21 protein-coding genes are annotated in these 24,502 nt (G+C 60.3%); 10 read left to right on the top strand and 11 right to left on the bottom strand.

The window, feature by feature from the left end; translation table 11 throughout:
• Positions 1–174 precede the first annotated feature (174 nt).
• Entirely contained in the window at positions 175–3,864 is a 3,690-nt protein-coding gene (gene metH / locus GY725_13940) for a methionine synthase (protein MCP4005288.1), read from the top strand.
• A gap of 4 nt (positions 3,865–3,868) precedes the next feature.
• Here metH and GY725_13935 read toward each other — a convergent pair whose 3' ends face one another.
• On the bottom strand, positions 3,869–4,867 hold the full coding sequence (locus GY725_13935; GenBank protein ID MCP4005287.1) for a D-cysteine desulfhydrase family protein: 999 nt from the start codon (positions 4,865–4,867) through the stop codon (positions 3,869–3,871).
• A gap of 29 nt (positions 4,868–4,896) precedes the next feature.
• On the opposite strand from GY725_13935, the gene GY725_13930 reads away from it, so the two are divergent.
• Positions 4,897–6,129 carry a sorbosone dehydrogenase family protein gene (locus GY725_13930; GenBank protein MCP4005286.1) on the top strand — a complete coding sequence of 411 codons (1,233 nt, stop codon included), beginning with the start codon at positions 4,897–4,899 and terminating at the stop codon, positions 6,127–6,129.
• Positions 6,130–6,147: 18 nt separating this feature from the next.
• Here GY725_13930 and GY725_13925 read toward each other — a convergent pair whose 3' ends face one another.
• From GY725_13925 to motA, 4 genes are all read right to left on the bottom strand, one after another.
• Positions 6,148–6,681 carry a hypothetical protein gene (locus tag GY725_13925; GenBank protein ID MCP4005285.1) on the bottom strand — a complete coding sequence of 178 codons (534 nt, stop codon included), beginning with the start codon at positions 6,679–6,681 and terminating at the stop codon, positions 6,148–6,150.
• A 120-nt stretch (positions 6,682–6,801) separates the two neighbouring features.
• Entirely contained in the window at positions 6,802–7,221 is a 420-nt protein-coding gene (locus GY725_13920) for a hypothetical protein (protein MCP4005284.1), read from the bottom strand.
• Positions 7,222–7,303: 82 nt separating this feature from the next.
• On the bottom strand, positions 7,304–8,179 hold the full coding sequence (locus tag GY725_13915; GenBank protein MCP4005283.1) for an OmpA family protein: 876 nt from the start codon (positions 8,177–8,179) through the stop codon (positions 7,304–7,306).
• Positions 8,179–9,042, bottom strand: coding sequence for a flagellar motor stator protein MotA (gene motA / locus GY725_13910; GenBank protein ID MCP4005282.1), 864 nt, complete (start codon positions 9,040–9,042; stop codon positions 8,179–8,181). The genes GY725_13915 and motA overlap by 1 nt, the downstream gene beginning before the upstream one ends.
• A 388-nt stretch (positions 9,043–9,430) precedes the next feature.
• Between motA and GY725_13905 the strand changes: the two genes are divergently transcribed.
• Positions 9,431–10,732, top strand: a complete 1,302-nt coding sequence (locus GY725_13905) for a glycosyltransferase family 4 protein (protein MCP4005281.1) — start codon at positions 9,431–9,433, stop codon at positions 10,730–10,732.
• Positions 10,733–10,777: 45 nt separating this feature from the next.
• Positions 10,778–11,554 (top strand): alpha/beta hydrolase, encoded by a 777-nt coding sequence (locus GY725_13900; protein ID MCP4005280.1) that lies wholly within the window; start codon positions 10,778–10,780, stop codon positions 11,552–11,554.
• Between the two features lie 71 nt (positions 11,555–11,625).
• On the opposite strand, the gene GY725_13895 is transcribed toward GY725_13900, so the two are convergent.
• Positions 11,626–11,970 carry a hypothetical protein gene (locus GY725_13895; GenBank protein ID MCP4005279.1) on the bottom strand — a complete coding sequence of 115 codons (345 nt, stop codon included), beginning with the start codon at positions 11,968–11,970 and terminating at the stop codon, positions 11,626–11,628.
• Positions 11,971–12,385: 415 nt separating this feature from the next.
• Here GY725_13895 and GY725_13890 point away from each other — a divergent pair, with 415 nt between their 5' ends.
• The 4 genes from GY725_13890 to GY725_13875 are packed head-to-tail and all read left to right on the top strand — an operon-like array spanning position 12,386 to position 15,891.
• Positions 12,386–13,408 carry an SDR family oxidoreductase gene (locus tag GY725_13890; protein MCP4005278.1) on the top strand — a complete coding sequence of 341 codons (1,023 nt, stop codon included), beginning with the start codon at positions 12,386–12,388 and terminating at the stop codon, positions 13,406–13,408.
• Between the two features lie 40 nt (positions 13,409–13,448).
• Positions 13,449–14,516, top strand: coding sequence for a glycosyltransferase family 2 protein (locus GY725_13885; protein ID MCP4005277.1), 1,068 nt, complete (start codon positions 13,449–13,451; stop codon positions 14,514–14,516).
• Complete coding sequence (locus GY725_13880; protein ID MCP4005276.1) at positions 14,513–15,151, top strand: dTDP-4-keto-6-deoxy-D-glucose epimerase; 639 nt, start codon at positions 14,513–14,515, stop codon at positions 15,149–15,151. Before GY725_13885 ends, GY725_13880 begins: the two co-directional genes overlap by 4 nt.
• A gap of 8 nt (positions 15,152–15,159) precedes the next feature.
• Entirely contained in the window at positions 15,160–15,891 is a 732-nt protein-coding gene (locus GY725_13875) for an NAD(P)-dependent oxidoreductase (GenBank protein MCP4005275.1), read from the top strand.
• Between the two features lie 45 nt (positions 15,892–15,936).
• Here the strand turns inward: GY725_13875 and GY725_13870 are convergent, their stop codons facing one another.
• Together GY725_13870 and GY725_13865 are read right to left on the bottom strand one after the other, a co-directional pair.
• The gene (locus GY725_13870; protein MCP4005274.1) at positions 15,937–16,794 is read right to left on the bottom strand and encodes a radical SAM protein; all 858 of its coding nucleotides are present in this window, start codon (positions 16,792–16,794) and stop codon (positions 15,937–15,939) included.
• A 64-nt stretch (positions 16,795–16,858) separates the two neighbouring features.
• Positions 16,859–18,046, bottom strand: coding sequence for a nitronate monooxygenase (locus GY725_13865; GenBank protein ID MCP4005273.1), 1,188 nt, complete (start codon positions 18,044–18,046; stop codon positions 16,859–16,861).
• A gap of 189 nt (positions 18,047–18,235) precedes the next feature.
• On the opposite strand from GY725_13865, the gene GY725_13860 reads away from it, so the two are divergent.
• A complete protein-coding gene (locus GY725_13860; protein ID MCP4005272.1) occupies positions 18,236–19,084 on the top strand; it encodes a phytanoyl-CoA dioxygenase family protein in 849 nt (282 codons plus the stop codon).
• A 4-nt stretch (positions 19,085–19,088) separates the two neighbouring features.
• Entirely contained in the window at positions 19,089–19,928 is an 840-nt protein-coding gene (locus tag GY725_13855; protein MCP4005271.1) for a phytanoyl-CoA dioxygenase family protein, read from the top strand.
• A gap of 46 nt (positions 19,929–19,974) precedes the next feature.
• Here GY725_13855 and GY725_13850 read toward each other — a convergent pair whose 3' ends face one another.
• The 3 genes from GY725_13850 to GY725_13840 are packed head-to-tail and all read right to left on the bottom strand — an operon-like array spanning position 19,975 to position 24,474.
• Positions 19,975–22,668: an arsenate reductase (azurin) large subunit gene (locus GY725_13850; GenBank protein ID MCP4005270.1), complete on the bottom strand. Its 2,694-nt coding sequence runs from the start codon at positions 22,666–22,668 to the stop codon at positions 19,975–19,977.
• Positions 22,669–22,684: 16 nt separating this feature from the next.
• Positions 22,685–23,239, bottom strand: coding sequence for an arsenate reductase (azurin) small subunit (locus GY725_13845; GenBank protein ID MCP4005269.1), 555 nt, complete (start codon positions 23,237–23,239; stop codon positions 22,685–22,687).
• Entirely contained in the window at positions 23,236–24,474 is a 1,239-nt protein-coding gene (locus GY725_13840; protein ID MCP4005268.1) for a cytochrome-c peroxidase, read from the bottom strand. Before GY725_13840 ends, GY725_13845 begins: the two co-directional genes overlap by 4 nt.
• Positions 24,475–24,502 lie beyond the last annotated feature (28 nt).

Raw genomic sequence — 24,502 nt, 5'->3', positions numbered from 1 at the left:
GGCAGGGGGCAATGCAACGTAGCAATTCCCGGCCGGGTAACCCCGGGGTAGAGGCTTGACCGAACGATCTTCTGTCAGTCCGGCCTGAAAGGCCCTCAGCCTTCGCGGAATGGCGAAAAACCTAGTCAAGAGGGACTGCACAGGCTGCCGATCCCGTCTATCATTCGCGCAGCCATGAGCAAGCCTCACACCACATCCCGCGACCGAACCCAGACGCTGAAGTCCCGGCTCGCCGAGCGCATCCTCGTGATCGACGGTTCGATGGGGGCCTTTCTACAGGGCTTCGGGCTGGAGGAGGCCGATTTTCGGGGCGAGCGCTTCGCCGAACACCCGCGCGACCTCAAGGGCAATAGCGATGTCCTGTGTCTGACCCGTCCGCAGGTGATCGATCAGGTCTATCGGGCCTACCTGGATGCGGGCGCCGATATCGTGACCACGGCCAGTTTCACTGCGACGCCGATCTCGCAATCCGACTACGGACTGGAAGACCACTGCCACGAGATCAACGTTGCAGCGGCGAAGCTCGCTCGAACGGCCTGCGACGAGTATTCGGCCAACAATCCCGACAAGCCGCGATTCGTGCTCGGTTCGATCGGGCCGTTGAATGTGACGCTCTCACTCTCCCCGAGCGTCGAGGACCCCGGGTATCGGACGCACACGTTCGATCAGGTGAAGGACGCCTACGCGGTGCAAATCCGCGGACTGATCGAAGGCGGCGCCGATCTGCTCGCGATCGAGACGATTTTCGATCTGCTCAACGCCAAGGCCGGAATCGCAGCGTGCTTGGAAGTGTTCGAGGAAATCGGTAAAGAGCTTCCGCTGGTGATCTCGGGCTCGATCAGCGACAAGGCGGGGCGACTCCTGTCGGGACCGACGGTCGAGTCCTTCTGGGCGGCGGTCGAACACGCGCGGCCGATTTCGGTGGGACTGAACTGCGGTCTGGGCGCGACCGAACTGCGGCCCTACATCGAAGAGCTTTCGGGTCTGGCCGATACCCATATCCACGCCTATCCGAACGCCGGCCTGCCCAACGCAATGGGCGCCTACGATGAAGAACCGGAGACGACCGCCGCGTTGCTGCGAGAGTTCGCTGAAAGCGGGCTCGCCAATATCCTGGGCGGTTGCTGCGGTACGACACCCGACCACATCGCGGCCATCGCCCGCGCCGTCGACGGTATCGTTCCGCGTTCGATCCCCGAGGTCCAGCGCTACACGCGCTACTCGGGGCTGGAGTCGTTCAAGATCACACCGGACTCGAACTTCACGATGATCGGAGAGCGCACAAACGTCACGGGTTCGCGGCGCTTCGCGAACCTGATCAAGAAGAACGACTTCGCCACAGCCCTCGACGTCGCTCTCGAACAGGTTCGCGGCGGTGCGAACCTGATCGACGTGAACATGGACGAGGGCATGCTCGATTCAGAGGCCGCAATCACCACATTCTTGAATCTGATGGCAAGCGAGCCCGAGATCGCCCGCGTTCCGGTCGTGGTCGACAGTTCCAAGTGGTCGGTCATCGAAGCGGGATTGAAGTGCCTGCAGGGCAAGTCAGTGGTCAATTCGATCAGCCTCAAGGAAGGCGAAGCCGACTTCCTGGAAAAGGCCCGCCTCGTGCGCCGCTACGGCGCGGCAGCGGTCGTAATGGCCTTCGACGAGCAGGGCCAGGCGGAGACCGTCGAGCGCAAGGCCGAGATCTGCCAACGCGCCTACAAGCTCTTGACCGAAGAAGTCGGTTTCTTCGCCGAAGACATCATCTTCGATCCGAACATCCTGGCGATCGCCACGGGCATCGAAGAACACTCCGAGTTCGCCAGGAACTTCATCGAGGCGGCCAAGATCATCAAACAGACCTGTCCCGGTGCGAAGATCAGCGGTGGTGTCAGCAATCTGAGCTTCTCGTTCCGGGGCAACGATGTGGTACGCGAGGCCATCCACTCCGCCTTCCTCTTCCACGCCATCCGCGCGGGCCTGGACATGGGCATCGTCAATGCCGGCCAGCTCGTGGTGTACGAAGACATTCCGCCGGAACTGCTCGAGCACGTCGAAGACATCATCTTCAACCGACGTGAAGATGCGACCGAACGCATGGTCGAGCTTGCAGAGACCGTGCGCGGTTCCGGCAAGCAGCGAGAGGTCGATCTGTCCTGGCGCGAGGCCAGCGTCGAAGAGCGGATCTCGTACGCAATGGTGCGCGGCGTCGTCGACTTCATCGACGAAGACACCGAAGAAGCCCGTCAGAACTACCCGCTGCCCTTGAACGTCATCGAAGGTCCGCTGATGGACGGCATGAAAGCCGTGGGAGATCTCTTCGGCGAAGGCAAGATGTTCCTGCCCCAGGTCGTAAAGAGCGCGCGGGTCATGAAGCGGGCCGTGGCCCACCTGGAACCCTTCATGGATCAGGACAAATCGGCGCCGTCTAGCCAGGGAAAGATCGTCCTGGCGACGGTCAAGGGCGACGTGCACGACATCGGCAAGAACATCGTGGGCGTGGTGCTCGGCTGCAATAACTACGAGGTCCTCGACCTGGGCGTGATGGTTCCAGCCGAGAAGATCCTGCAGACGGCGCGGGAAACCGGTGCCGATGCCATCGGTCTGTCCGGGCTCATCACCCCATCGCTCGACGAAATGGTGCAGGTGGCGCGCGAGATGGAACGCCTGGACTTCGAAGTGCCGCTGCTGGTCGGTGGCGCGACGACCAGCAAGCAACACACCGCCGTCAAGATCGCACCCGAGTACGGCTCGTCGGTCGTGCAGGTACTCGATGCGTCTCGGGTAGCAGGCGTGATGTCGGATCTGCTCGATGAGGAGCGGGGCTCCGAACTCGATCGAAACAATCGGGAGAGTCAGGAACGCCTGCGCCTCGCGCACGAATCACGCATTGCGAAACCACTGATCCCGCTGGCCAGCGCGCGTGCGCGCAAGCCGGTCATCGACTGGAGTGCCTACCGACCTGAAACACCGGAATTTACCGGTGTGCGTTCAATCGAGGCATCGGTTTCAGAGATCGCGGAGTACATCGACTGGACCTTCTTCTTCACGGCCTGGCAACTCAGGGGCCGCTTCCCCGCGATCCTCGACAGCCCTACGTACGGGCAGGCCGCGCGTGAACTGTACGAGCACGGACAGACACTACTCGCGAAGTTGATCGAAGACGGTCGTCTAGGAGCTCGCGGTGTGTACGGCTTCTGGCCCGCGCGAAGCAATGGCGACGACGTGATCTTGTACGCCAACGAAGGAGAGGCCGAGGTCGCACGCTTCCCCATGCTGCGCCAGCAGGGCGTGACCAACGACGCCGATCCCTGTTATTCGCTGGCCGATTTCATCGCGCCACAGGAATCTGGCTTGCGCGACCACATGGGTGCGTTTGCCGTCACCGCTGGACTGGGTGCTTCGGAAATCATCTCCGAGTACGAACGCGAGCACGACGACTATCACGCGATCATGGTCCGAGCGCTGGCCGATCGACTGGCCGAGGCCTTTGCGGAACTGGTGCACGAACGCGCGCGCCGCGACTGGATCTTCGGTCGCGATGAGGACCTGAGCCGGGACGATCTGCGAAATGAAAACTTCCGCGGCATCCGGCCCGCCTTCGGCTACCCCGCCTGCCCAGACCACACACTCAAGTCCAGACTTTTTGACCTCCTGGGAGCGCGCGAACGGGGAATGGACCTGACCGAGAGCTACGCCATGACTCCAGCGGCCAGCGTCAGCGGATTGATCCTGGCGCATCCGCAAAGCCGCTTGTTCAGTATCGGCCGGATCGATCGGGACCAGGTGAGTGATTACGCCAAGCGATTGGGCGAAACCCGCGAATTCGTCGAACGCTGGCTGGTCTCCAACCTGGGATACGAACCGAGCGCCTGAGCAATCAGACTGCCGTCGGGTAGGCGAATAGCGCGGGCGCCCCCCCCGTGTGCCAGAACAACACGTTTTCGCCTGGACCGATTTCCCCTTCCCGAATCGCCTCGATCAGACCGCCCATCGCCTTTCCCGTGTACACCGGGTCGAGTAGTAGGCCCTCGACGCGCGCGCAGACGTGCAGCGCATCCGTCGTCGCATTCGTGGGTACGCCGTACCCGTCCCCGAGGTATTTCCCATCGACGCGAATGCTCTCATCCGGTGGCGTCGGGATTTCCAGCCGGTCGGCCGTGGTTTCGACCAGCGAGGCGACCGTCGCGTGCGTCTCCTCTGCGTCGGCATATACGCAGATTCCAGTCACGGGAACATCGAGGTCCAACATCGCCAGGCCCGCGACAAGTCCAGCCTGAGTCCCCCCGCTACTGACTGCGAGAACGATGCGATCGATGTGCAGATCCGCGCTCTCGAGTTGATCGCGCATCTCGACGGCCGCAGCAGCGAAACCCAGTGACCCGATCTCTGTCGATCCACCCGGCGGGATGAACGCCGGCTTGCCTCCGCCCGCCAGCACGCGTTCGTTGACCTCTCCCACTCGCTCCGCCGCAGCATCGTAATCGTCGACGATGTGCACCTGCGCACCGAGCAGGTGGTCAAGCAACACATTGCCGGTCTTCTCGGATTCCGGATCCGTCCCCGGAACCAGACGCGGTAGCACCAGTTCGCAGGCCAGTCCGACCCGAGCAGCGGCTGCAGCGGTCTGACGGGCGTGATTCGACTGCACGCCCCCTACCGTAATGATCGTATCGGCCCCCTGGGCGATCGCATCGGCGAGCAGGTATTCCAGCTTCCGCACCTTGTTCCCACCAAGTGCGAGCCCCGAACAATCGTCTCGTTTCACAAAAAGGGAGGGTCCACCGAGCAAGGCACTGAGTCGGTCGAGGGGCTCGAGTGGTGTCGGCCAATGACCGAGCTTCACAGTCTTGAATCGATCGAGTTTCTGGTGTGGCATATCCGCATGGTAGCCGGATGGGGCGCAGAATGCGGACTCTGTTCCGATCGCGTAGGTTCTCGACTTCGGCCTCCGTACGTACCCGCTCAGGAGTTCAAGTATTGAAGCGTCTCGGCATCGCCTCGGTTCTCCTCACCTGCCTGGCTATCGGAGCCTGCTCGTTGCTCCCGACGATCAACGCTCCGGTGCTTCAGATATTCCTTTGGGGCGGAGTCGACGCTCCGGAAGCTGCGACGGTGAACGAACGCATGCGGGCACCCGCGGGTTATACCGTGAAGGTTTTCGCCGAAGGCCTCCCCAATGTGCGCGAACTCCTATTCACCCCCAGCGGCGATCTGATCGCCGCGCAGGCGCGCGAGGGCAAGGTCGCTTCGATCGCCCCCGATCGCGACGGCGACGGCCGCTCCGATGGAGTCGCGATCCTGATGTCGGGCCTCAATGGCCCCAACGGTCTCGCACTGAGGGACGGATGGCTGTACGTGGCCGAGAGCGATGCCATCGGAAAGATCCGCTTCGACGTGGCAGCCGCTGAAACACGAGGTGAACTGGATCGTTTCATCACCGGAATTCCCGGCGCAGGCAACCACTGGACACGCGGCCTCGGCTTTGGACCCGACGGAGGCCTGTATGTATCCGTGGGATCGAGCTGCAACGTCTGTGAAGAAGCCGATCCGCGCCGCGCCGCGATCCTGCGCTACGAACCCGACGGCAGCAATGAGCAGATCTACGCTTCGGGACTTCGCAACGCGGTTGACTTCGACTGGCAGCCCGGTACCGGACGCATGTTCGCGACCGACAACGGGCGCGATCTGCTCGGCGATGACTTCCCACCCTGTGAGTTGAACGAAGTCAAGCGCGGGGGCCACTATGGCTGGCCCTTCGCGAATGGCGACAAGATTCCCGATCCAGACTTTGGATCGGACAATCAGGCGCGAATCGACGCCTCGATTTCACCGGCCTTTCCGTTTCGCGCTCACAATGCACCCCTGGGCATCTCCTTCATTCGCGGCACGGGCGAATACCAGAATGCTGCGCTGGTCGCACTGCACGGCTCGTGGAACCGCACGAAGAAGGACGGCTACAAGGTCGTCTCACTGCACTGGGATGCAGACGGAAAGATCGAGCAACGGGATTTCCTGGTGGGTTTTGAGAAAGACGAAGACGTGATCGGACGCCCCGCCGATGTGATCGAAGGCCCGGATGGCTCGTTCTACATCTCCGACGACTACGCCGGTGCGATCTATCGGGTGTCGCGCCGCTAGACAGCCGGCAAGAGGCCGCTATTTGTGTCGCGCCGGTTGTCCCGCCAGACGGGTATCGAGCTTTGGCGTGCCGAGCAGGAGCGAGCGCGGGGAGAACCCGGCGGAAGCGATCGACAGAAAAGTGTGCAGGCCGATCTTCGCGTTGCGAGTACGCGTCTGATAGATGTTGCTAATGGGAATGCGGGTCGCGGAGGCGAGACGCTGTGCGTCGTTGTCTCGACAGACCGCCTGGATTCGGCGACGGATCTTCTGAGTATCTGCACCGTGTGTGCGGGTACCGGCAGGGAGCTTTTTCAGCTTGCCGGTCGCGAATATCGATTCCGGCGTCCAGCGCATCTTCTTCACGAAACGCTGCAGCATGCTGAAGCTGGGCATATTCCCGGCGCGCAGATTCTTGATGTCGTTGTTGGTCAGTCCCGTGAGCTCTGCACTTCCGGAAACACTCAGATCCTTGCTGAGCCCCAGGATGTGTCCGGCCATGTTCCGTTGCATCCGCCGGCTCGCCGGAGTGCCCCGGCTGCCTTGACGGGGCACGGGCTTCTTGAACGACATAGGTTGAAATCCTTTCGTAATTCAACAACGAATCAACACCAAGACTAAACGAGCAGTAGGCCATCCGCTTCGCGCCCCGCGGATAGGCCGCAGAAACACCGGAATTCCAGCTATTCTACCCTATTCATCTGTCCTGCTGTCGACAATCGGGACGAGTTGTACGGCAACAGAACCCGAGGTATCGACCAGCAAACCGACCCAACGATCCCGGAGACCGTATTTCTGGCGAATCAGCGAGCGGATCTTGTCGTGGCCGGACGGGGCGTCGACCCTCTGCGCGACATAGCGCCCGGAAAGTCCACCGGCGCGGAAGACGAGCTCGGGATGCTCCTGGACGTCTGTGAACCAAGGATTGTCCACAGTTCCGGCTTCAAGCCACAATACACCGTCTGGCTCGGTGTACCAGACGTGAGTGGAGCGGACGACGCCTTCAGGAGAACGAGTCTCAACTACGGCTACGCCGCCGGATTCCAGCGCCCACCAGGTCGTAGCGCCGAAGGCGATGAACAGCGCTCCAAGCGTGATGAGTACGGACTTCACTTCACGCGCCTCCACTTCCACACCTGGGAAGACAAGCCATTCAAGCGGAAAGGGATCGCGGACGCCATGAAATTCCGGGAACTCAGTGGTCCTGCTGGCGACTTTCCAACCAGGGAATCACGGCCTCGGCGGGTTGATCTTCTCGCGAAGCGAGAGCTTTGCCCGACAGTAGCGTGATTGAGATACGGCGATTGCGACTGTCTTGCGAGTCGAGCGGATTGTAGAGCTGGCGATCGGAAAAGCCTCGAACCTCGAGCATCCGGTCCATGGGCACTCCGGCCTTTTCGAACTCTCGGCGGGCCGTATGAGCGCGACCGGTCGATAGTTCCCAGTTAGTTCGATCTGAACCGGCCGCAAAAGGCGTGGTATCGGTATGGCCCTCGATCACGATCGAGTTTCCGGAGTTCTGAATCGCTTCGCCCAGAGTTCGAACCAGATCCATCACTTCGGAATTCAGGGACGTCCCTCCGAGCTTGAACAGGGGGGACTCGGGTGATTCGAGCAGGTTGATGCGCAGCCCTTCGGGCGTGACCGAGAACTCGATCTGCTGTTTGTACTTGTCGAGATCCTTCACCTGGGAAAGGGCTGTGCGAATCGATTCCGCCTGCTCACGAGCTCTATCATCGCCACCATCGCCTTCTGACCCGTGTGCCATCGAGGGCACGGGGATGTCGTCCAGGATCGGAAACTCGTTACTACTGCCCGAAGAGTCGTGGATACTCATCTTCGCACCGGGATCAAAGGCCGACGGATCGCGAAAATAGGAAGCGACCTGTTGCTTGACCTCGTCGGACTGCCCGAGAATCCAGAGCACGATGAACAGCGCCATGAGGGCCGTGACCATATCGGCGTAGGCGACCTTCCAGGCGCCACCGTGGTGCCCTCCGTGTCCCGAGACCTTCTTCTTGATGATGATCGGAGCCTGGGCGTGTCCGGCGCCCGCCGCATCTTCGCTCATCAACCCCCGCCCTTCATCTCACGCAATGCTTCTTCGAGTTCTTCGAAGGTGGGGCGGTCATGCATGAAGATGGTGCGACGGCCGATCTCGACGGCCATCGGAGGGTTGACGCCATTGATGGATGCCGCCAGCACGTGCCGAATGCACTGCATGTAGCGCCCCTTCGCGTCGATCTTCGCCTCGATCGAACCCGCTATGGGACCGGCCATACCGTAGGCGATAAATACACCCAGGAAGGTACCGACGAGCGCACCGGCGACCTTCATTCCGACTGCGGCCGCTCCCTGGTCGATCGCGCTCATGGTCAGGATGATGCCGAGAACTGCGGCGACGATTCCGATGGCGGGAAGGCTGTCGGCCGCATTGGTCATGGCGTTCGCCGTCTGCATCTCTTCGTGATGAAGCACATCGAGATCGCGCTCCATCAGCTCGTCCATATTGTGCGGTTCCAGCACACCCGCCACGAAGAGTTTGAGTGTGTCACACAGGAAGTGGACGGCGTGATGGTCGTTGGTGAAGGTGGGGTAGTTGGAGAAGACAGAAGATGTCCCAGGATCGTTTACATGACTCTCTAGCGCCAGCACACCTTCTTTGCGCGCGAGCTGCATGAGTTCGTAGATCATCTTCAGGACTTCGAGGTACTCCTTCTTGCCAGGGCCGCCCCCTTTGATCAGACCCAGGATATCCTTGACCAGAGCGATCATGACGGTTCCGGGGTTCTTGACGATCATTCCACCGACGAGGCAACCGAGAATGATCAGATACTCCGTCGGAACGAAGAGCTGCATCAAGTTTCCGTGGTGGAGAACGAACCCTCCCAGGACACATCCGAAGACGACTATGAGTCCGCCTATCAGCTTCAAACCAAGTCCCTCCACCAAAAAGATCGGCGAGTACTCGGTCTTCACTTGAGATCCGCCAACAGAGCGACTCGCCCTTTCTTGCGGCACACGAGCAGCCTTCCCCAACGAACGCCGGTGACAACGGACGGCCCGGGAAGAGCGCCGTTGACCGGATGGAAGTTGACGAAGAGGTATTCCCGATCCCGTGATAGGACCCTCGTTTAGGAGTCGATTTTCCTACCGGTGAAGATCCAGCTGCCGATAAGAGCCGCATATTTGGTTCGCGCCAGTCTCGGAGAAAGTACTTCCCGACACTGCACGAACTTCACGGAAATGAATGCGGACTGGTGTGACCTTCCCGACTGAATCCGACAGAATTCCGACGGAGCGGCCTCCGACGATGCGTGTCATGCTGGTGTCTCACAGTTTTGTGTCGGACTGGCGAGGGGGAGTCGAAGTCTACGTCCACGACATGGCCCATGCTCTTCAGGACGCCGGGGTCGACGTGAGCATCTTCTATTCCGCCGCCGCCGCCGCGGGACGGGAACCGCGCCTGATTCATCGCAAGGAATTCGGCCTGAAGGTCTACCGTCTCGAGACTCCGGTAAACCATGACTTCGGACTGACGGTGCGCAATGAGTCCATCGAGGCACTGTTTCGACAAGCCATCAGCAAATCCGACTGCAACTTGATCCACTTTCATCACACCTGGATCGCACTGCCGTTCTCCCTGTTCGGGGTCGCAAAACAGGCGAAACTCCCCGTCCATCTGACCCTGCACGACGCGTGGTTCGCCTGCGGACGCACACATATGTTCATTCCGGAACGATCCGAGTCATGCGAGACGGGCCCAGACACACCTGAACGGTGCGCCAGATGCGTATTCTCGGGCTCAGGAGAGGTTGCCCCGGCCCTCGTGGAAGCCTTCGCTCGGCGACGGGACGCGGCGCGCGCTGCGTTCGACGCATGCGATCTGGTGACGGCGCCGTCCCGCTATCTGATCGGAATTCTGGAAGGAGCCGGCTTTCCGGCTGGACACATCAAGACCACGCCACTGGGTGTGACTCCGGTCCACGCGCCGCGGCAGAAACGCGAAGAGGTCGTGTTCGGATTTCTTGGAACTTTCAGCCGCCTGAAGAACGCGGAACACATGGCGCGTTCTTTCGGCCGCGTTGAGGGGCGCGCGCGTCTCCAGATTCACGGATCTGGCAGTGCCGGACCGGATTTGATGAGCGAGATCGAACGCGACCCGCGAATGAACATCTCGGGGCCCTACGAGGCCGCAGATCTTCCGCAAATCCTCTCAGGAATCGACGTACTCGTGCTTCCTTCGTTGAGCGAGAACTATCCGGTCGTCGCCCGCGAGGCGCTGAGTGCCGGTGTACCCGTACTCGCCTCGCGCGTGGGCGGCATTCCGGAAATCGTGAGCCACGAAAAGAACGGACTCCTGTTCGATCCTCGCGACCCTAACGAACTCGAATACTGGCTGCGTCAACTGATCAGCCAGCCCGAACGCATCGCCGAGTTGCGCGCGGGGATCGGCGCAGTCAAGACGATCGATCAGGACGCGCACGAGTGGCGATCGCGTTACAAAGAGGCCATCCCGAGCGAACGACGAAACGGATTGCAGTCCACGCCTCCTTCCAGCACGCCTTCCGGTAACCACTCTCCACTCGAACACGGAGTCGCTGCGCTGGTACGCTCCGTCTGACGCCCTGGGAAACTGGCTTTCGTCTGACTGCGGTACACTCCCGCTATGGCAGACACAAAGACGACCTGGAGTAACGCGAGCGATCCACGAGACGAAGCGACGCGAGAGTTCGTGATCGAGCGCAGCGAATGCCGCCCCGTGACCGGTGCAGTCTGGTTGCCTCGGAACGGAACTTCAGGGCAGCCCATGATTGTCCTGGGTCACGGCGCGTCAGGAGATCGGTATCAGATTCCTATCCCGCACCTGGCGAGCCGGTTCAGCACTGCGGGATATCCGGTCCTTTCGATGGACGGACCTGTCCACGGATTGCGTCAGGTCGGCCCCGGGGGTCGCGAAGCACTCATGCCCGAGATGATGCGTCCAACCGCCATCGACGATATGGTCGAAGACTGGCAACTGGCGATCTCGACGACCCAGGCGCTCGAAGCCGTAGGCCAGAGCCCGCTCGCCTACTTCGGACTTTCGATGGGCTCGATCTTCGGGATTCCACTGATCGCGTCGCGTTCGGACGTCGTCGTGGCGGTACTGGGGCTACTCGGAACCCGTGGGCCCACAGAAGGTCTTGCAGAACGACTGCTGGGTGATGCTGCGCAGATCCATTGCCCGCTGCTCTATCTGATGCAACTCGAAGACGAACTCTTCGAACGTTCGGGCTACTTCGAAGTCTTCGATGCGCTTCCCGCCGAAGACAAACGCCTGCACGCGAATCCGGGCCTCCATCCGGAAATACCCCAGGAGGAAATCGACTGGAGCTTCGAGTTCCTGCGTTCCCACCTCGAGGGAGCGGCCCAGCGCCGCATCGTGAACCCGCTGGCGGAGTAGCTCCAACCGGGTTCAGTGACACGGACCGAACCTCGCTGCGATCGAGAGCGGAGCGTCATGGAAACGAGTTTTCAGACGTCTCGAGCAACGCTTCCATGTGCTTCAGCGTCGTCGATCAATGCGATCATGCGCCGCAGTGTATCGAGCTGTCCCTCGATGTCTCCCGGCCGACCCACGGTAGCGCCAATATTGAGCTTTCGAATCAACTGGCCGAGTAGCGGCTCGGTGTTCGGTTGCAGCCCCATGGTGACATACGTGTTTCGCGCCAGGGATCCGAATTCCCCGGCCTTTTCCAGCTCGGCGAGTCGATCGAGAGGCAGGTTGACGTTGATGTCTTCCTCCGCGAACCGGTGGTCGTACGCCACATGGTCGATGCGAAGCTTGCTGTGATCCACGTCGATGGGAATTGCGCGCACTCCGACGGAGGTATCATCGAAGCTCGGGGCGGGATTGAACGGCTCCTGAACTCCGTCAATCGAATAGCCGCCAGTGGTGATCAGACCAAAGCGCGACTGTGCTGCAGGCTTCTCCAGGCGGATGAAAGGGTCTCCCTTGGTACGACCCGATTCGCAGCACCGAGAGCCGTGCTACGGTCTATGGTCGGACGCGTCATCTGATGGCGCATACGAGGGAAAGAGACGGTCCGTGGCAAGCGCGAGGTGTGCAGGTCAGCCGGAAAAACGCTTTTGCGGGCTGGGTAAAGGCGCCTTCGGACCCTCCCGATAATGGGATGGAGCCCTCCGCGCGGTTTCTGTCCTGGTGGGTTGGGAAGCGGACTGGGTTGCGGACCGGTCGTCTGATAAAGCAATGGGTAAGCAGCGGAAGGTGGGCATGAAAGTACTCGTCACTGGCGGCGCCGGATACATCGGCTGCCGACTCGTACCGGCTCTGCTCGATGCTGGGCACGAGGTGCGCGTCATCGACAAACTGCTCTTCGGAGACGAAGGGCTGTCCGAGGTCATCGACCGCATCGAGATGATCCCCATGGACGTGCGAGAGGTCGAGGTAGAGCATCTACGCGGCGTGGATGGAATCGTCCACCTCGCCGGGCTTTCCAATGATCCCACGGCCGAATACAACCCCGAAGCCAATAAGTCCATGAACCTGGATGCGACCGTTCGCCTGGGTCGTCTGGCAAAAGAAGCGGGCGTCGGCCGCTTCGTATTCGCTTCGTCTTGCTCGATCTACTACTCGATGACACCCGGCGACGAACTGCTCGATGAAGAACACGAGGTGCATCCCGAGGCGCCCTACTCCTGGTCGAAGCGCCAGGCCGAAATCGGTCTGATGGAAATGGCCGACGAGAGCTTCGCCGTGACGGCCCTGCGCAAAGGCACGATCTACGGCCAGTCTCCTCGGATGCGGTACGACCTCGTGATCAACACTTTTGTGCGCGACGCCTTTGCAAAACGACGCTTGACATTGCACGCCGGTGGGCGGATGTGGCGGCCGATGCTGGGTATCAACCAGGCGGTCAAAGCCTACATCGGCGTCTTGAACGCGCCCGTGGAGCAGGTAGCCGGTCAGATCTTCAACGCCCTGTCGGGAAACTACCAGGTCATCAAGCTCGCACACGAAGTTCGACGAGCACTCGAGCACCAGAAGGGCATTCGTCTGGATCTCGATGTTCAACAGGTTGGAACCTCGCGAACCTATCGCGTCGACGGCAACAAGTTTCACAAGGTGGTCGATATCAACGGCGATGATGAAATCGTATCCTCGGCCGCCGAAATGTGGGACGAACTCGAGCAGGGCGTCGATGTCGACCGCCCGATCTACTACAACATCCGTTGGCTCGAACTATTGTCGGAAATGGAACTTCGACTGAAGGCGATGGGTGGCGGTCCTTTCTGACCGGCATTCTCTTCGATAACTGATCGTCCCGGACCAGATCGTGCAACTTTCCGTCATCATCGTGAACTTCAATAACGACCGTGTGCTGCGCGGTTGCCTCCAATCGCTGCCTCCGGCCCTGGAAGGGCTCGATGTCGAGGTGATCCTGAGCGACAACGGGAGTAGCGATGGCTCCCTCCAGTGGACCCGCGAGAAGTTTCCGGAGATCCAGATCCTGGAAAACGGAGACAACATCGGCTTCGCCGAAGCGAACAACCGCGCGCTGGCCATCGCGCACGGTCGCTACATCCTGCTCCTGAATCCCGATACGATCGTCCGACCCGAATCGTTCAGAACCATGATCGAACTATTGGATCGCGAGACGAGCGCCGGGGCCGTCGGATGCAAACTGGTCGAAACAAACGGCGACCGGCAGATTTCCGCGAGATCATATCCAACGCTGACGACCTATCTCTATCACTTCCTCGGACTGGAAGATCGGTTTCCCCGGAGCCCGAGATTCGGCAGGTTTCACATGTCGTACTGGGAGGGAGATGACGCTCGACCGGTAGACTGGGTCTGCGGCGCCTCGTTGATGATTCGCCGGGAACTGCTCGACTCAGTGGGCGGAATCGACCCGTACTTCTTCCTGACCTATGACGAAGTAGACTGGTGCCATCGCATCCAGGATGCGGGGCATGAAATCTGGTACACGCCCGACACGGAAATCACACATCTGGTGGGCCAGAGCGATCCACAGTCCAATCCCAATCCCGATTCAAAGATCAAGTACATGACCGTCGAGCGAAATAGCCGTGTCCACTACTTCATCAGACACCACGGCCGTTTCTACGCGACACTCGTCGAGGCCCTGCACATCGCTTCGAACGCCGCGCTGCTTCTCAAGGCGCGGGTTTTCGGTACGAATCAGTCGACCGAGACGATGCTGGAGCGCAGACTCTTCCTGAAACTCTACTGGCGAACCGCGATGCGAATTCCCAGAGCCGGCCTCAGCGCCCTGCTCCGCCGCTTCGGCCGTGATGCGAATTACGCCATCCTTTCGAACCCCTATCTGGAGGGACAAGAACCCATGCCCGCACAAGTTTCGCCACAGAGTCCATCGAAGTGAAGCTACTCGACGTCAAAGAACTGGCACTCGAGGGCGTTCAGGTGATCCGCTTCGGTCGTTTTGCAGATGATCGCGGCTACTTCACCGAACACTTCCGACGCAGCGATTTTCAGGGCCACGCCGACCTCGAATTCATGAGAGGCGTGGAGTTCGTGCAGGCCAACGAGAGCTTCTCTCGGGAAGGTTGTATTCGCGGGCTGCATTTTCAGTGGAACCCCTATATGGGCAAACTGGTCCGCACGATCTCGGGCCGAATGGTCGATATCGTGCTCGATATCCGCAAGGGTTCGGCCACGCTGGGAAAGGCCATCTGTTACGACATGCCGACCGATTCCGCGGCGGACTCACACGAGTGGATCTGGGTACCCCCGGGATTTGCTCACGGAAACTACTTCTCCGAGAATACGGTCATCGAGTACATGTGCTCCGGTGAGTACAGCCCGGGCTGCGAAGCTGGAATCTCGCCGCTGGCGGCGGACATCGACTGGTCCTTGTGCGATCCGGAACTCCGAAAGGGCTTCGAACGGATCGCGAACTCCAAACCCCTGATGACGGACAAGGATCGGGAAGGCCTCAGTCTGGACGCGTGGCTCCAGGACGAGCGCTCCGAACAGTTCGCACTCGGCCAGTTGTGAGCGTCGGCTTGCCGGCCCAGTCCAGAATCCTGTTCACAGGCGGAAGTGGACTCCTGGGAACGGAGATGAGGGGACTCCTCCCGGACGCTCTGTACCCGTCGTCCAGCGAACTCGACGTCTCGAACTGGCAGAGCGTTGAGGCCTACGGCACCGGACGCGAAGTCGACCTGGTCGTTCACGCGGCAGCCTTCACCTCGCCACCACGTATCGAAGAAGATCCACAGTCCGCACTGGATGCCAATCTGATCGGCACGGCGAACATCGTAAAGCTGTGCATCGGATTCGCCTGTCGGCTGATCTACATAAGCACCGACTACGTGTTCAAAGGCGATCGGGGAAACTATGTCGAAGACGATGCGGTCTCGCCCATCAACAAATACGCCTGGTCGAAACTGGGCGGAGAATGTGCAGCCCGGCTCTACGATCGGTCGCTGATCGTGCGGACCTCGTTTGGACCCAATGAGTTTCCGTTTCCCAAGGCATTTGAAGATCAGTGGACGAGCCGCCAGTCCGTGTCCATCGTCGCGCGCAAACTCGTCGCCCTGATGGAGCGAGACGTCAACGGCACCGTACACCTCGGGGGTTCTCGACGCTCGGTCCTGGAGTACGCGCGGGAACTGGACCCTTCCAAAGACGTCGGGAGTCTTTCGATTCACGACGTTTCGTTCCCGGTTCCGGTCGACACTTCACTCGACTGCGGAAAGTTTGACGAGATCACGGGTTCGAACGAACCGGACTGATCCGCGGGCCGCGCAGACCTCGGCTACCGCCATACGATCGAGCGATCAGAAGACCTCGACTGGAACTCCGGGAACCTGGCGCCGGACCTCGGCAGCAATCGACTCCAGTTGCTCGCGGGTGAGCGGTGTCATCTTCGCTTCAGCGGGGGGCCTCGCCACGGTCATGAGCTGAATCGACTCCAGGCGCCCACCGCCGTCGACGATGGATGCGAGGCGCGCACCATAGGCCTGAATCTCCTCGGGAGGCGGTGGATCTCCGGAGATACACGAGAACAGACTCTGGATCTGGGTGCGCCCCGTTGCGGATCTGGCCCTCAAAGCGAGGTTCTCCAGAATGCGCGCAAACGGAACCTTCGTCTGCGCGACGCGCTGGAAATAGCTTTCCGTTCCCGCATCGAGTTTCGCGTAGACGACACCGTGCAGACGATCCAGTTCGGCTATTCCCCGTTGCACTTTCTCGCGCTGAAGAAGACTGGCATTCGTGTACAGCACGAGTGGCAGATCGAGCCCAGAGGCTTCGATCTCTTCGCGCGTGATGATCATGAGTTCGCAGAAGGCCGGCGATGACGTGGGCTCGGCATCGCCCGCGATCCCGACCTCGGTCACCCTGCCCATCGAGGCGTCGAGTCCGCGCTCGCGAACGACTTCGTCGAAAAACCCGGCAGAGATCTTCTCCAGCATATCCCTTAGTTCGCGTCTCAGGACCTCTGGCTGAATCGCAGCTGCGATCTGAGGTTCTCGACGCTCTACCTGACAGTAGGCACAGCTGAAGTTGCAGATCTTGTCTGGGTTCAGGTTCAACCCGATCGACACACCGCGCGCCCGGCGGGACAGAACCGCATACACATAACAATTGTCCGCAAACGCGCGCGGATGGGAAGATGTGGAAAGAGTCACCGTCATCGGAAGTTCGATTTCACGTCAGGTCCGTCTACAGAACGGAAGATAGGTATTCCAGGACGGAGTTTCAGCCGCGGTCTTCCGCCGCCGTCAGCATTCCATTGAGGCGCTCGACGCATTCGATGAACTCCTCCATGAAGCGATAGATCAGCTGCGCGGACGTCTCCTCGTCGACCATGCGGCTCACGACCTGGCCCACCGGGATGCCCACCAGTTCTCGGGCCTTCGCCCCGGGCTTGCGCGCTGCCAGGCCAATTCGCGTCTGCGCCTCTGCGCAGGCCATGTACTGGAGTGGCATGGGAAGCGTTCCGGGACAATCATCGCGCAACCAGGCCTCGGTCCAGGCCGTCCTCAGCAAACGGGCGGGCTTGCCTGAAAGACTGCGGGATCGCACAGCGTCCCGCGATCCGGCGGCCAGCAGTTTGTTCTTGACCACCGGGGACATATCGCTTTCGGCGACACCGAGCCAGATCGAGCCCGTCCATACACCCTGCGCTCCGAGAGCCAGAGCCGCTGCGGCCTGTCGCCCGCTGCCGATCCCGCCTGCGCCCAGAACCGGTGTCGGGGAAACCGCATCGACAATATCCGGAAGCAGAACCATTGAACCCACCTCTCCTGTGTGCCCGCCGGCTTCCGTTCCCTGAGCGACGATGATGTCGACACCTTGTTCTTTCTGGCGAATGGCGTGCTCCACCGCGCCGGTGAGCGCGGCCACCTTGACGCCGTGCTCATGGGCGAGCTCGATGATGTCCTTTGGAGGTGGTCCGAGAGCGTTAACCAGCAGAGAGATCGGATGCTCGAGCGCAATGGCGACCTGACCGCGGCCTCCTCCTTCAGTCCAACCGAGCAATCCGGAACTACCGCCGCCAACCCCTTCGTCGCGCTCCGAGCCTCTGGGAAGCGGCGGAACTTCGTACTCTTGCAGGATCTCCTCGATCCACTCGCGGGTCTCCGCGGGTATCATGTTCTTGAAGACGTCGGCATCGACCGTGCCTGTCTTGTCGTCCCGAGATCCCAGTCCCTCGCTCTTGCCCGCATAGCTGGCCGGCATGACCACGTCGACGCCGTAGGGCTTTCCGTTGACGTGCTCATCGATCCAGTTCAACTCGATCTCGAGTTGCTCATCGGAAAACGCGAGTGCGCCCAGCACCCCGAGTCCCCCGGCGTTGGTCACTGCGGCCACGACATCCCGACAGTGGCTGAAGGCAAATACGGGCACGTCGATTCCGAAGAGGTCACAGAGATCGGTTCGCATGAGTACTCCAGTCTTCCAACGCGCGAAACGAAACGCCGTTGAGTGTTTTGGATTCGCTTCTAGCGATCCTACCACTTCGCCCGGCCAACCACTGAGGGCTGCCGATCCGTGAATCAGGGGTATTTGGGATAGGATCTGAGGTAGGAGTGGCCCATCTGAAGTGGCTGCCATGGCCGCGGGAGGAGATCGGTGATCAAGCACGAACTCAACAAGAGTTTCCATTGGGAGAACCACAAGGGACCCTTCCGCCTGATCAACGAGGAGCAGGCCAGGCAATTCGACGAAAAGGGATTCCTGGTCTTCGAAGACGTCTTCGACGCAGCCACGATCGAGGCTCTGCGCGGCGAACTCGACCCACTCGAGCGCAAGTTCGAAGAGATGCTCGACGAGCGCTTCGGCGGAAAGATGTTCATCGCACGCTCTGGGGAAATCACGTTCACGCCACATATGGTGACCCGCTCGCCGAAGGCCAGGGAGTTGACGCGTAGCGGCTTTTTCAGCGACCTGGTGCACGACCTGGTCGGCCAAGACGTTCGTCTTTACTGGGACCAGACGGTGTACAAGAAACCGCAGATGGCCGAAGAGTTTCCGTGGCATCAGGACAATGGCTACACCTACGTGGATCCGCAGCAGTATCTGACCTGCTGGGTAGCGTTGACGGATGCCGACGAGCAGAACGGCTGTCCGGTCGTTATTCCGGGTTACCACAGGGACGGCACCTGGGCCCATGAGCAGACTGAATACGGTTTCGATTGCGTGGGAGACGAGAGCAAGTATGAAATGATTGCCGCTCCGGTCCGTGCCGGCGGGGTGGTCGTCTTCTCATCGCTGACGCCGCACAAAACCGGACCGAATAGGACGACGGACCGCCCGCGCAACGCCTACGTCGTCCAGTTCGCACCCGACGGTGCCCATGTGATTACGGGAACTGGCGACGAGGCCGTGCGGACCCGCTGCGATGCTCCCGATCGGCAGTACCCGATCCTCGTCGGAGGCGCCCCACCTCCCAAAGATGAGACTCCGGTGAGCGGAGCCTAGGGCGTTGCAGGATCTACCCGCGCGTTTCCGGGAAGAACTCGATCGTCCCTACTCTCTTTCCGCCGAGCAGATCGCGGCTTATCGCAGCGATGGTTTCATCCGGCTTCCCGGGGTCTTCTCGAAGGAGCTTCTGGAGTTTTTCGCAGAGCAGATCACGAGCATCGTTTCGGCGGAAGATCCGAACGTGCTCCCGCTGGAAGAGCGAAACGCCTACGCGCAGGCCTTCATCCAGATCACGAACCTCTGGGAGCGCCACGAAGCCATCCGTCCCTTCAGTCTGAACCTGCGCTGCGCGCGCATCGCCAACGAACTACTGGGATGCGAAGGCGTGCGCATGTGGCACGACCAGGCGCTCTACAAGGAAACCGGCGGTGGAGCGACCCCATGGCACGTCGATCAGTTCTTCTGGCCGATGTCGAGCGGACTGAGCATCACCGCCTGGATTCCGCTGCAGGCGACGTCCGTCGAAGCGGGAGCCCTGGCCTTTGCAGTGGGAACCCAGGAAACGGATCACGGGCGGCGCTTCGGGATCAGTGAGCGCGGAGAGAGTGAGATCGCCGCTTCGCTTTCGGCGGCCGGAATCCGCGTGGTCGCCGAGCCCTACGAACTAGGAGACGTGAGCTTCCACTACGGCTTCACGTTCCACCGGGCGGACCCGAACCAGACCGAAGAAACCCGCGCCGCCATGACGATGATCTATATGGATCGAGACATGCGCGTCGCGGAACCGGCCGACGCGTTCCAGGAATACGATCAGAAGCGCTGGGCACCGGGTTGCGCGGTCGGCGATCCGATCGCGAGCCCGTTGAATCCCATCCTGTACGAGCGTGAAGGAGCGAAGTGACGGCCGACGCGGAGTTCCGGCTCACCGGAACTCCGCGTCGGTGTCGCTAAACGATATTCCGCCTCTTGAGGCTCATCTGGGCGTAGGTGTCCTTGTAAGGGGATTCACCGATCTTCTTGACCGTTCCCGATGAGAGCTTGAAGCGGTAGTTCATGCTGAGCGGATCCGGAACCCTCGGCGTGATGCTATTGGCCGGTTGGTTCTTGTCCAGGAAGTTCGTAAAGACCACTCCCTTTTTCACGACCGGAGTGATGATAGCCACCGCTTCGAATTTTCCGGTGACGATCTTGATGTGGTTGCGCTTCATCAGACCAGAGAACCACATATCGTCGCTCTTGACGCCCAGATTGAAATCCTTTTGGACGGGAACGCGTTTCGACTCGATCTCGACGCGGTCACCGGTTTCGATGCCGCGGGCGCGCGCATCTTCCTCATGGATCTCGAGGAAGTTGTCCGGCCAGCGCTGCTGAATGTACGGACGACGCTCTGTATCGTCGAAACCCGATTGCCAGATCTCGTTGACGCGCCCGTTGGTTACCCACAGCTCATCGTCTTTGGGTCGCATGAACTCGTAGAAATCGGACCAGATATTCCAGGGTGACTTCAACAGGTTCAGCTTGCCGGTGTGCGTCTTGAAGGCCATCAGGTTCTTGCGCTGAACGCTCACCCCCGCTGGCCCCGTGGCAGGTAGATCATCGCGTTCGAAATCGTGCAGTCGTTTGGTCTCGATGATCTTCTCTCCATCGAGGAGCAGCGGACACTGCAATCCAGTCGTACCGTAGGTCCGAAGCAGGTCGTGGGTCTTCATGCCCTTCCGTTTGGCGACCGTGCGCAAGACGTTGTAATCGGTTCGACCGCCTCGACTGAAGCGACAGGTCTCCTCGAAAACGTCATTGGACTCCTTCCAGTCGTAGCCCTCGAATCCCATCTTCTTCGCGAACATGGAAACGATCTTCCAGTCGGGCAAGGCTTCTCCCGGCGGATCGTAGAAGCCGGAGTACAGGCGAATGCGACGTTCTCCGTTGCAGCGCGTGAAATCCGACTCGCCCCAACCCGAAGCAGGAAGCACGATGTCGGCAAATTCACTACCGATGGGTTCGATGAGATAGAGATCCTGGTGGGCGACCACCATCCCGCCCGACTCGACTCGTTTCTTGAGCGTATCGATGATGTGCTGCTTATCCGCTGACTGAATCTGATGCGGATTGTCGCGAGTCTTCGCTTGGAAAGTCTGCTTCAGATCACCCGAACCGGCCATGGACTGGATCCACGTCGTACCGACGACGTAGGCAAAGCGCACGTGGCCATCTTCGACCCAGCGGTCCAGGTCGATCCGATGATGGCGCCGACCGGGCATCTTGTAGGGAGACTTCCAGGTCGGATACTTGCCCCCGCTCCGCCCACCGCGCTGGTGGCCACCCAGACGAGTGATGCCACGTCCCTTGCGACCACTGCATCCGAGAATCACGCCTAGCGTACCGATCGAAACAGTGTTCAGATAGTTATTGGACCAGTAGTTGCCCTTTTCGATCGCGATCATGGTCTTGGGCCGTTCGCCATCAGCTTTCGGCTTGGCCATCATCTCTGCGGCCTTGTAGATCTTCTGAGGGTCGATCCCGGCAATCGCCGCAGCGACATCGGGCTTGGACTCTTCCTGCTCCAGAATCCACTTCTTCCAGTCGGCGAAGTCCTTGACCTGGAATTTCCCCCAGGTGGTTCGCCACTGCCAGGGCGTGTTGCGGGTTCCCTGACCGAAACCGGAATCGGTCTCCCAGAAATTGTTCACCCAGTTCTTGATGAACTCGGTGTCCTCCCAACCGTTTTCCAGGATCACACGCTCGATCGCCATGTGTACGACGGTATCGGAGCCGGGATTCACATCCAGGTGCAGACCGCCGTTCTTCTCGGCCGCGGCAACGCCGACCGTCTTTCTGGGATTGATCATCACGAGTTTCGTCTTGTTCTCGATCATGCCCCGAGAAATCCACTCGCTCCACAACACCGACTTGGTCTCGAACGGATCCACTCCGGAGATCACGACGCAATCGGCGTGCAGGAAGTCCTCGTACGACGACGGGAAACTGTCGTAGCCGATATCCGTCCAGCCGGGAGTCGCATCCACGATCGCCGGGTGGTCGTGCTGGGCGACCGCCATCGTATTGATGCTCTTGAACGCCAAGCGCGTGAGCGCGTACGTGTTCTCGTAGAACTGATAGCTGAAGTACTTCAGGGCCCAGGCGTCTTCGCCGTGGTGCTTGATGACGTGCTTGGAGACCTCGGCGGCGACGTCCAGGGCCAGGTCCCAGCTCACCGGTGTCAGTTTCCCGGCGATGCGAATCATCGGGTGCTTCAAGCGATCCCGAGTCGGCTTCTTCTCGCTGTACACCTTCTGGGCAATGCAACCACCGCGAATACTGTGATTTCCGCCCACATTGACGACGGTCGCGTCGCCGTCCGGTACGACGGCAATATTGTGGAGCTTCCCGTTGTGCATCGCCTGGGTGAACTGGTTCGGTCCAAGCCAGTTGCCCACCATCGGAGCCAATGGGTAATCTCGGTTGAGCGCATTTTCGCTCTTCTTCATGCCCCCGTTGGGACCGTCGGCGGGCCAGCGGTAGACCTTCTGTCCACACGCCACGATGCAGTAGTCGCAACACGTGGTGAGGACCTCGGCATCTTTTGGCGGAAGCGGAACCTGCTCCGACGACTTGTAGAATGGCTTTGAATCTTTTGCAGACATGATTCCTATTCCTCGATCAGGCTTCGGGATTTGAAGTGTGGCCGTAGATCAGACCAATCAGGCCCACGGCGTAGATGTCGTCTCCGTCGAGTTCAAGCAGCACTTGCGGCAAGCTCTCGGTGGCATGGCCGGCGATGACCATGCCGTGGCGAGTCAGGTCGAACGATGAAAGGTGATGGGGACAGGCGCCCAGAGCCTGCTCCTCGGGTATGTAGCGCCCGTAGAGTTGTCCGCCCATGTGAGGACAGGTCGTATTGAAAGCGACGATGTCCTGTTCCGGTCCGATGCCTCCTCCGGCCTGAACACCCATCTTGATCAACATGCCCGTCGCGTTGGCGGCGCCTTCCGGAAATGAAAAAGATACGGATTGATTCTGTTTCAACTCACTCAGCTTGCCGATCAGCTTGCCCGGATGACGGGACACCTGAACGGGCACCGGTTCGCTTTTCTCGCATCCGGGAAGAGTGCTGAGCAAGACGGTGCTGGTGATCACTCCAGCGCCTCCTAGCAGAGCCTCACGTCTGGTAATGCAACCACCCCGACACGACGAGGATTTCTTCTGCTCGGTCATTTGCTCACCTCCTCCTTTCCAGCAAGAGAGGACAGATACGTCTCGAGGCCGATTCGCTTGGCCGAAGCTTGCGTCAGTTCAGCCACATCGGGCATCGCCTCGTACATTGGGATCTTCGGAACGGCCATCGTGATTTCCTCACCGCTGATTTCTTCCAGGAAGATCACCAACACCTCTTTCTCTTCATCGCTGAGATTGAGAGGCTTCAGGATCGGCGTCTTCGTATTGAAACCGTGTGTGCCATCGGTGAACTCGTTCTCGCCTCCACCTTCGTCGTAAAAGTCGACGACCTCCTCCAGTGTGTAGAACTGCCCGGCGTGCCCGTACGGAGGGGTGTACAGGAGATACCGGAGTGGCTGAGTGCGGAACTTCCCGATGTCATCCTTGCGCTTGGTCGTGAAGTACAGCCCCGCGTCGTCCTTCCACTCTCGATAGCTCTTTTCGGGAGCACCCTTGGCGTAGGTCTCCCAGCGGAAGGTGATCGTGTTCAGACCGATCGATTCCCACTCGATGGGCCGCGGTAGACCCAGGTTGTAGTATTTCTCATCCGTGAGCAGAGGGCCGTTGTGGCACTCGATGCAACCGGCCTTGCCGCGGAACAACTCGAGTCCCTCGATCGCCTCTTCGGAAAGAGCCGACTCGTCGCCCGCGAGATACTGGTCCAGTGGCGTATCGAGCTGAGACAACGCCGCGCGTTCGAACGTCGCGACAGCCTGCCAGGCGTCGCCGAGATTGGGTCGCTCGGTGCCGAAGACTTCCTTGAATGCCTTGATGTAGTAGGGAGTCTGGCGAAGCCGACTCTGCATCACGTCCCGCTCGCCATTTCCCGCCACCGCACCGCGATTGGCGGTCGGAGCCTGGCCTTCGAGGCTCTTGGCGCTTCCCTGCCAGAAGAGTTTCCCCAGGTAGGCGGAGTTCACGGCAGTATGGGAATTGCGCCAGTGGACCGCACCGGGATAACCGCGCGAGATCGGTCCGCTGGAGCCCCAACCCTTCTTCGGATCGTGACAGTCGCCACAACTCAAGCTCGCGTCACCCGTCAAGCGTGTGTCGAAGAACAGGAGTTTGCCGAGCTCCGTCTTCGCGGGCGTGATCGGGTTGTCCGGAGGCGCCGGTGGTGGCGGAAGTGGTGCCAGAGGCGGATCGAAATCGGGGTCTTCCTGGGCGAATGCCACAGGAGCGACGACGAGCAAGAGCGCGATCAACAAGCCCTGCGTTCTGTTTGGCGACTTCATTTTGTTTACCTTCAAACTGCGGTGTCGT

The sequence above is a fragment of the bacterium genome, from assembly GCA_024226335.1.
Classification (GTDB): domain Bacteria; phylum Myxococcota_A; class UBA9160; order SZUA-336; family SZUA-336; genus JAAELY01.
This window is presented reverse-complemented; position numbering and strand designations above follow the sequence as displayed.

Bases quoted from the DNA above. Each gene is read 5' to 3' on its own strand.
- GY725_13850 (MCP4005270.1), bottom strand. From the start codon at position 22,668: ATGTCTGCAAAAGATTCAAAGCCATTCTACAAGTCGTCGGAGCAGGTT.
- GY725_13840 (MCP4005268.1), bottom strand. From the start codon at position 24,474: ATGAAGTCGCCAAACAGAACGCAGGGCTTGTTGATCGCGCTCTTGCTC.
- GY725_13845 (MCP4005269.1), bottom strand. From the start codon at position 23,239: ATGACCGAGCAGAAGAAATCCTCGTCGTGTCGGGGTGGTTGCATTACC.
- GY725_13905 (MCP4005281.1), top strand. From the start codon at position 9,431: ATGCTGGTGTCTCACAGTTTTGTGTCGGACTGGCGAGGGGGAGTCGAA.
- metH (MCP4005288.1), top strand. From the start codon at position 175: ATGAGCAAGCCTCACACCACATCCCGCGACCGAACCCAGACGCTGAAG.
- GY725_13925 (MCP4005285.1), bottom strand. From the start codon at position 6,681: ATGTCGTTCAAGAAGCCCGTGCCCCGTCAAGGCAGCCGGGGCACTCCG.
- GY725_13915 (MCP4005283.1), bottom strand. From the start codon at position 8,179: ATGAGCGAAGATGCGGCGGGCGCCGGACACGCCCAGGCTCCGATCATC.
- GY725_13890 (MCP4005278.1), top strand. From the start codon at position 12,386: ATGAAAGTACTCGTCACTGGCGGCGCCGGATACATCGGCTGCCGACTC.
- GY725_13935 (MCP4005287.1), bottom strand. From the start codon at position 4,867: ATGCCACACCAGAAACTCGATCGATTCAAGACTGTGAAGCTCGGTCAT.
- GY725_13900 (MCP4005280.1), top strand. From the start codon at position 10,778: ATGGCAGACACAAAGACGACCTGGAGTAACGCGAGCGATCCACGAGAC.
- GY725_13930 (MCP4005286.1), top strand. From the start codon at position 4,897: ATGCGGACTCTGTTCCGATCGCGTAGGTTCTCGACTTCGGCCTCCGTA.
- GY725_13870 (MCP4005274.1), bottom strand. From the start codon at position 16,794: ATGACGGTGACTCTTTCCACATCTTCCCATCCGCGCGCGTTTGCGGAC.
- GY725_13865 (MCP4005273.1), bottom strand. From the start codon at position 18,046: ATGCGAACCGATCTCTGTGACCTCTTCGGAATCGACGTGCCCGTATTT.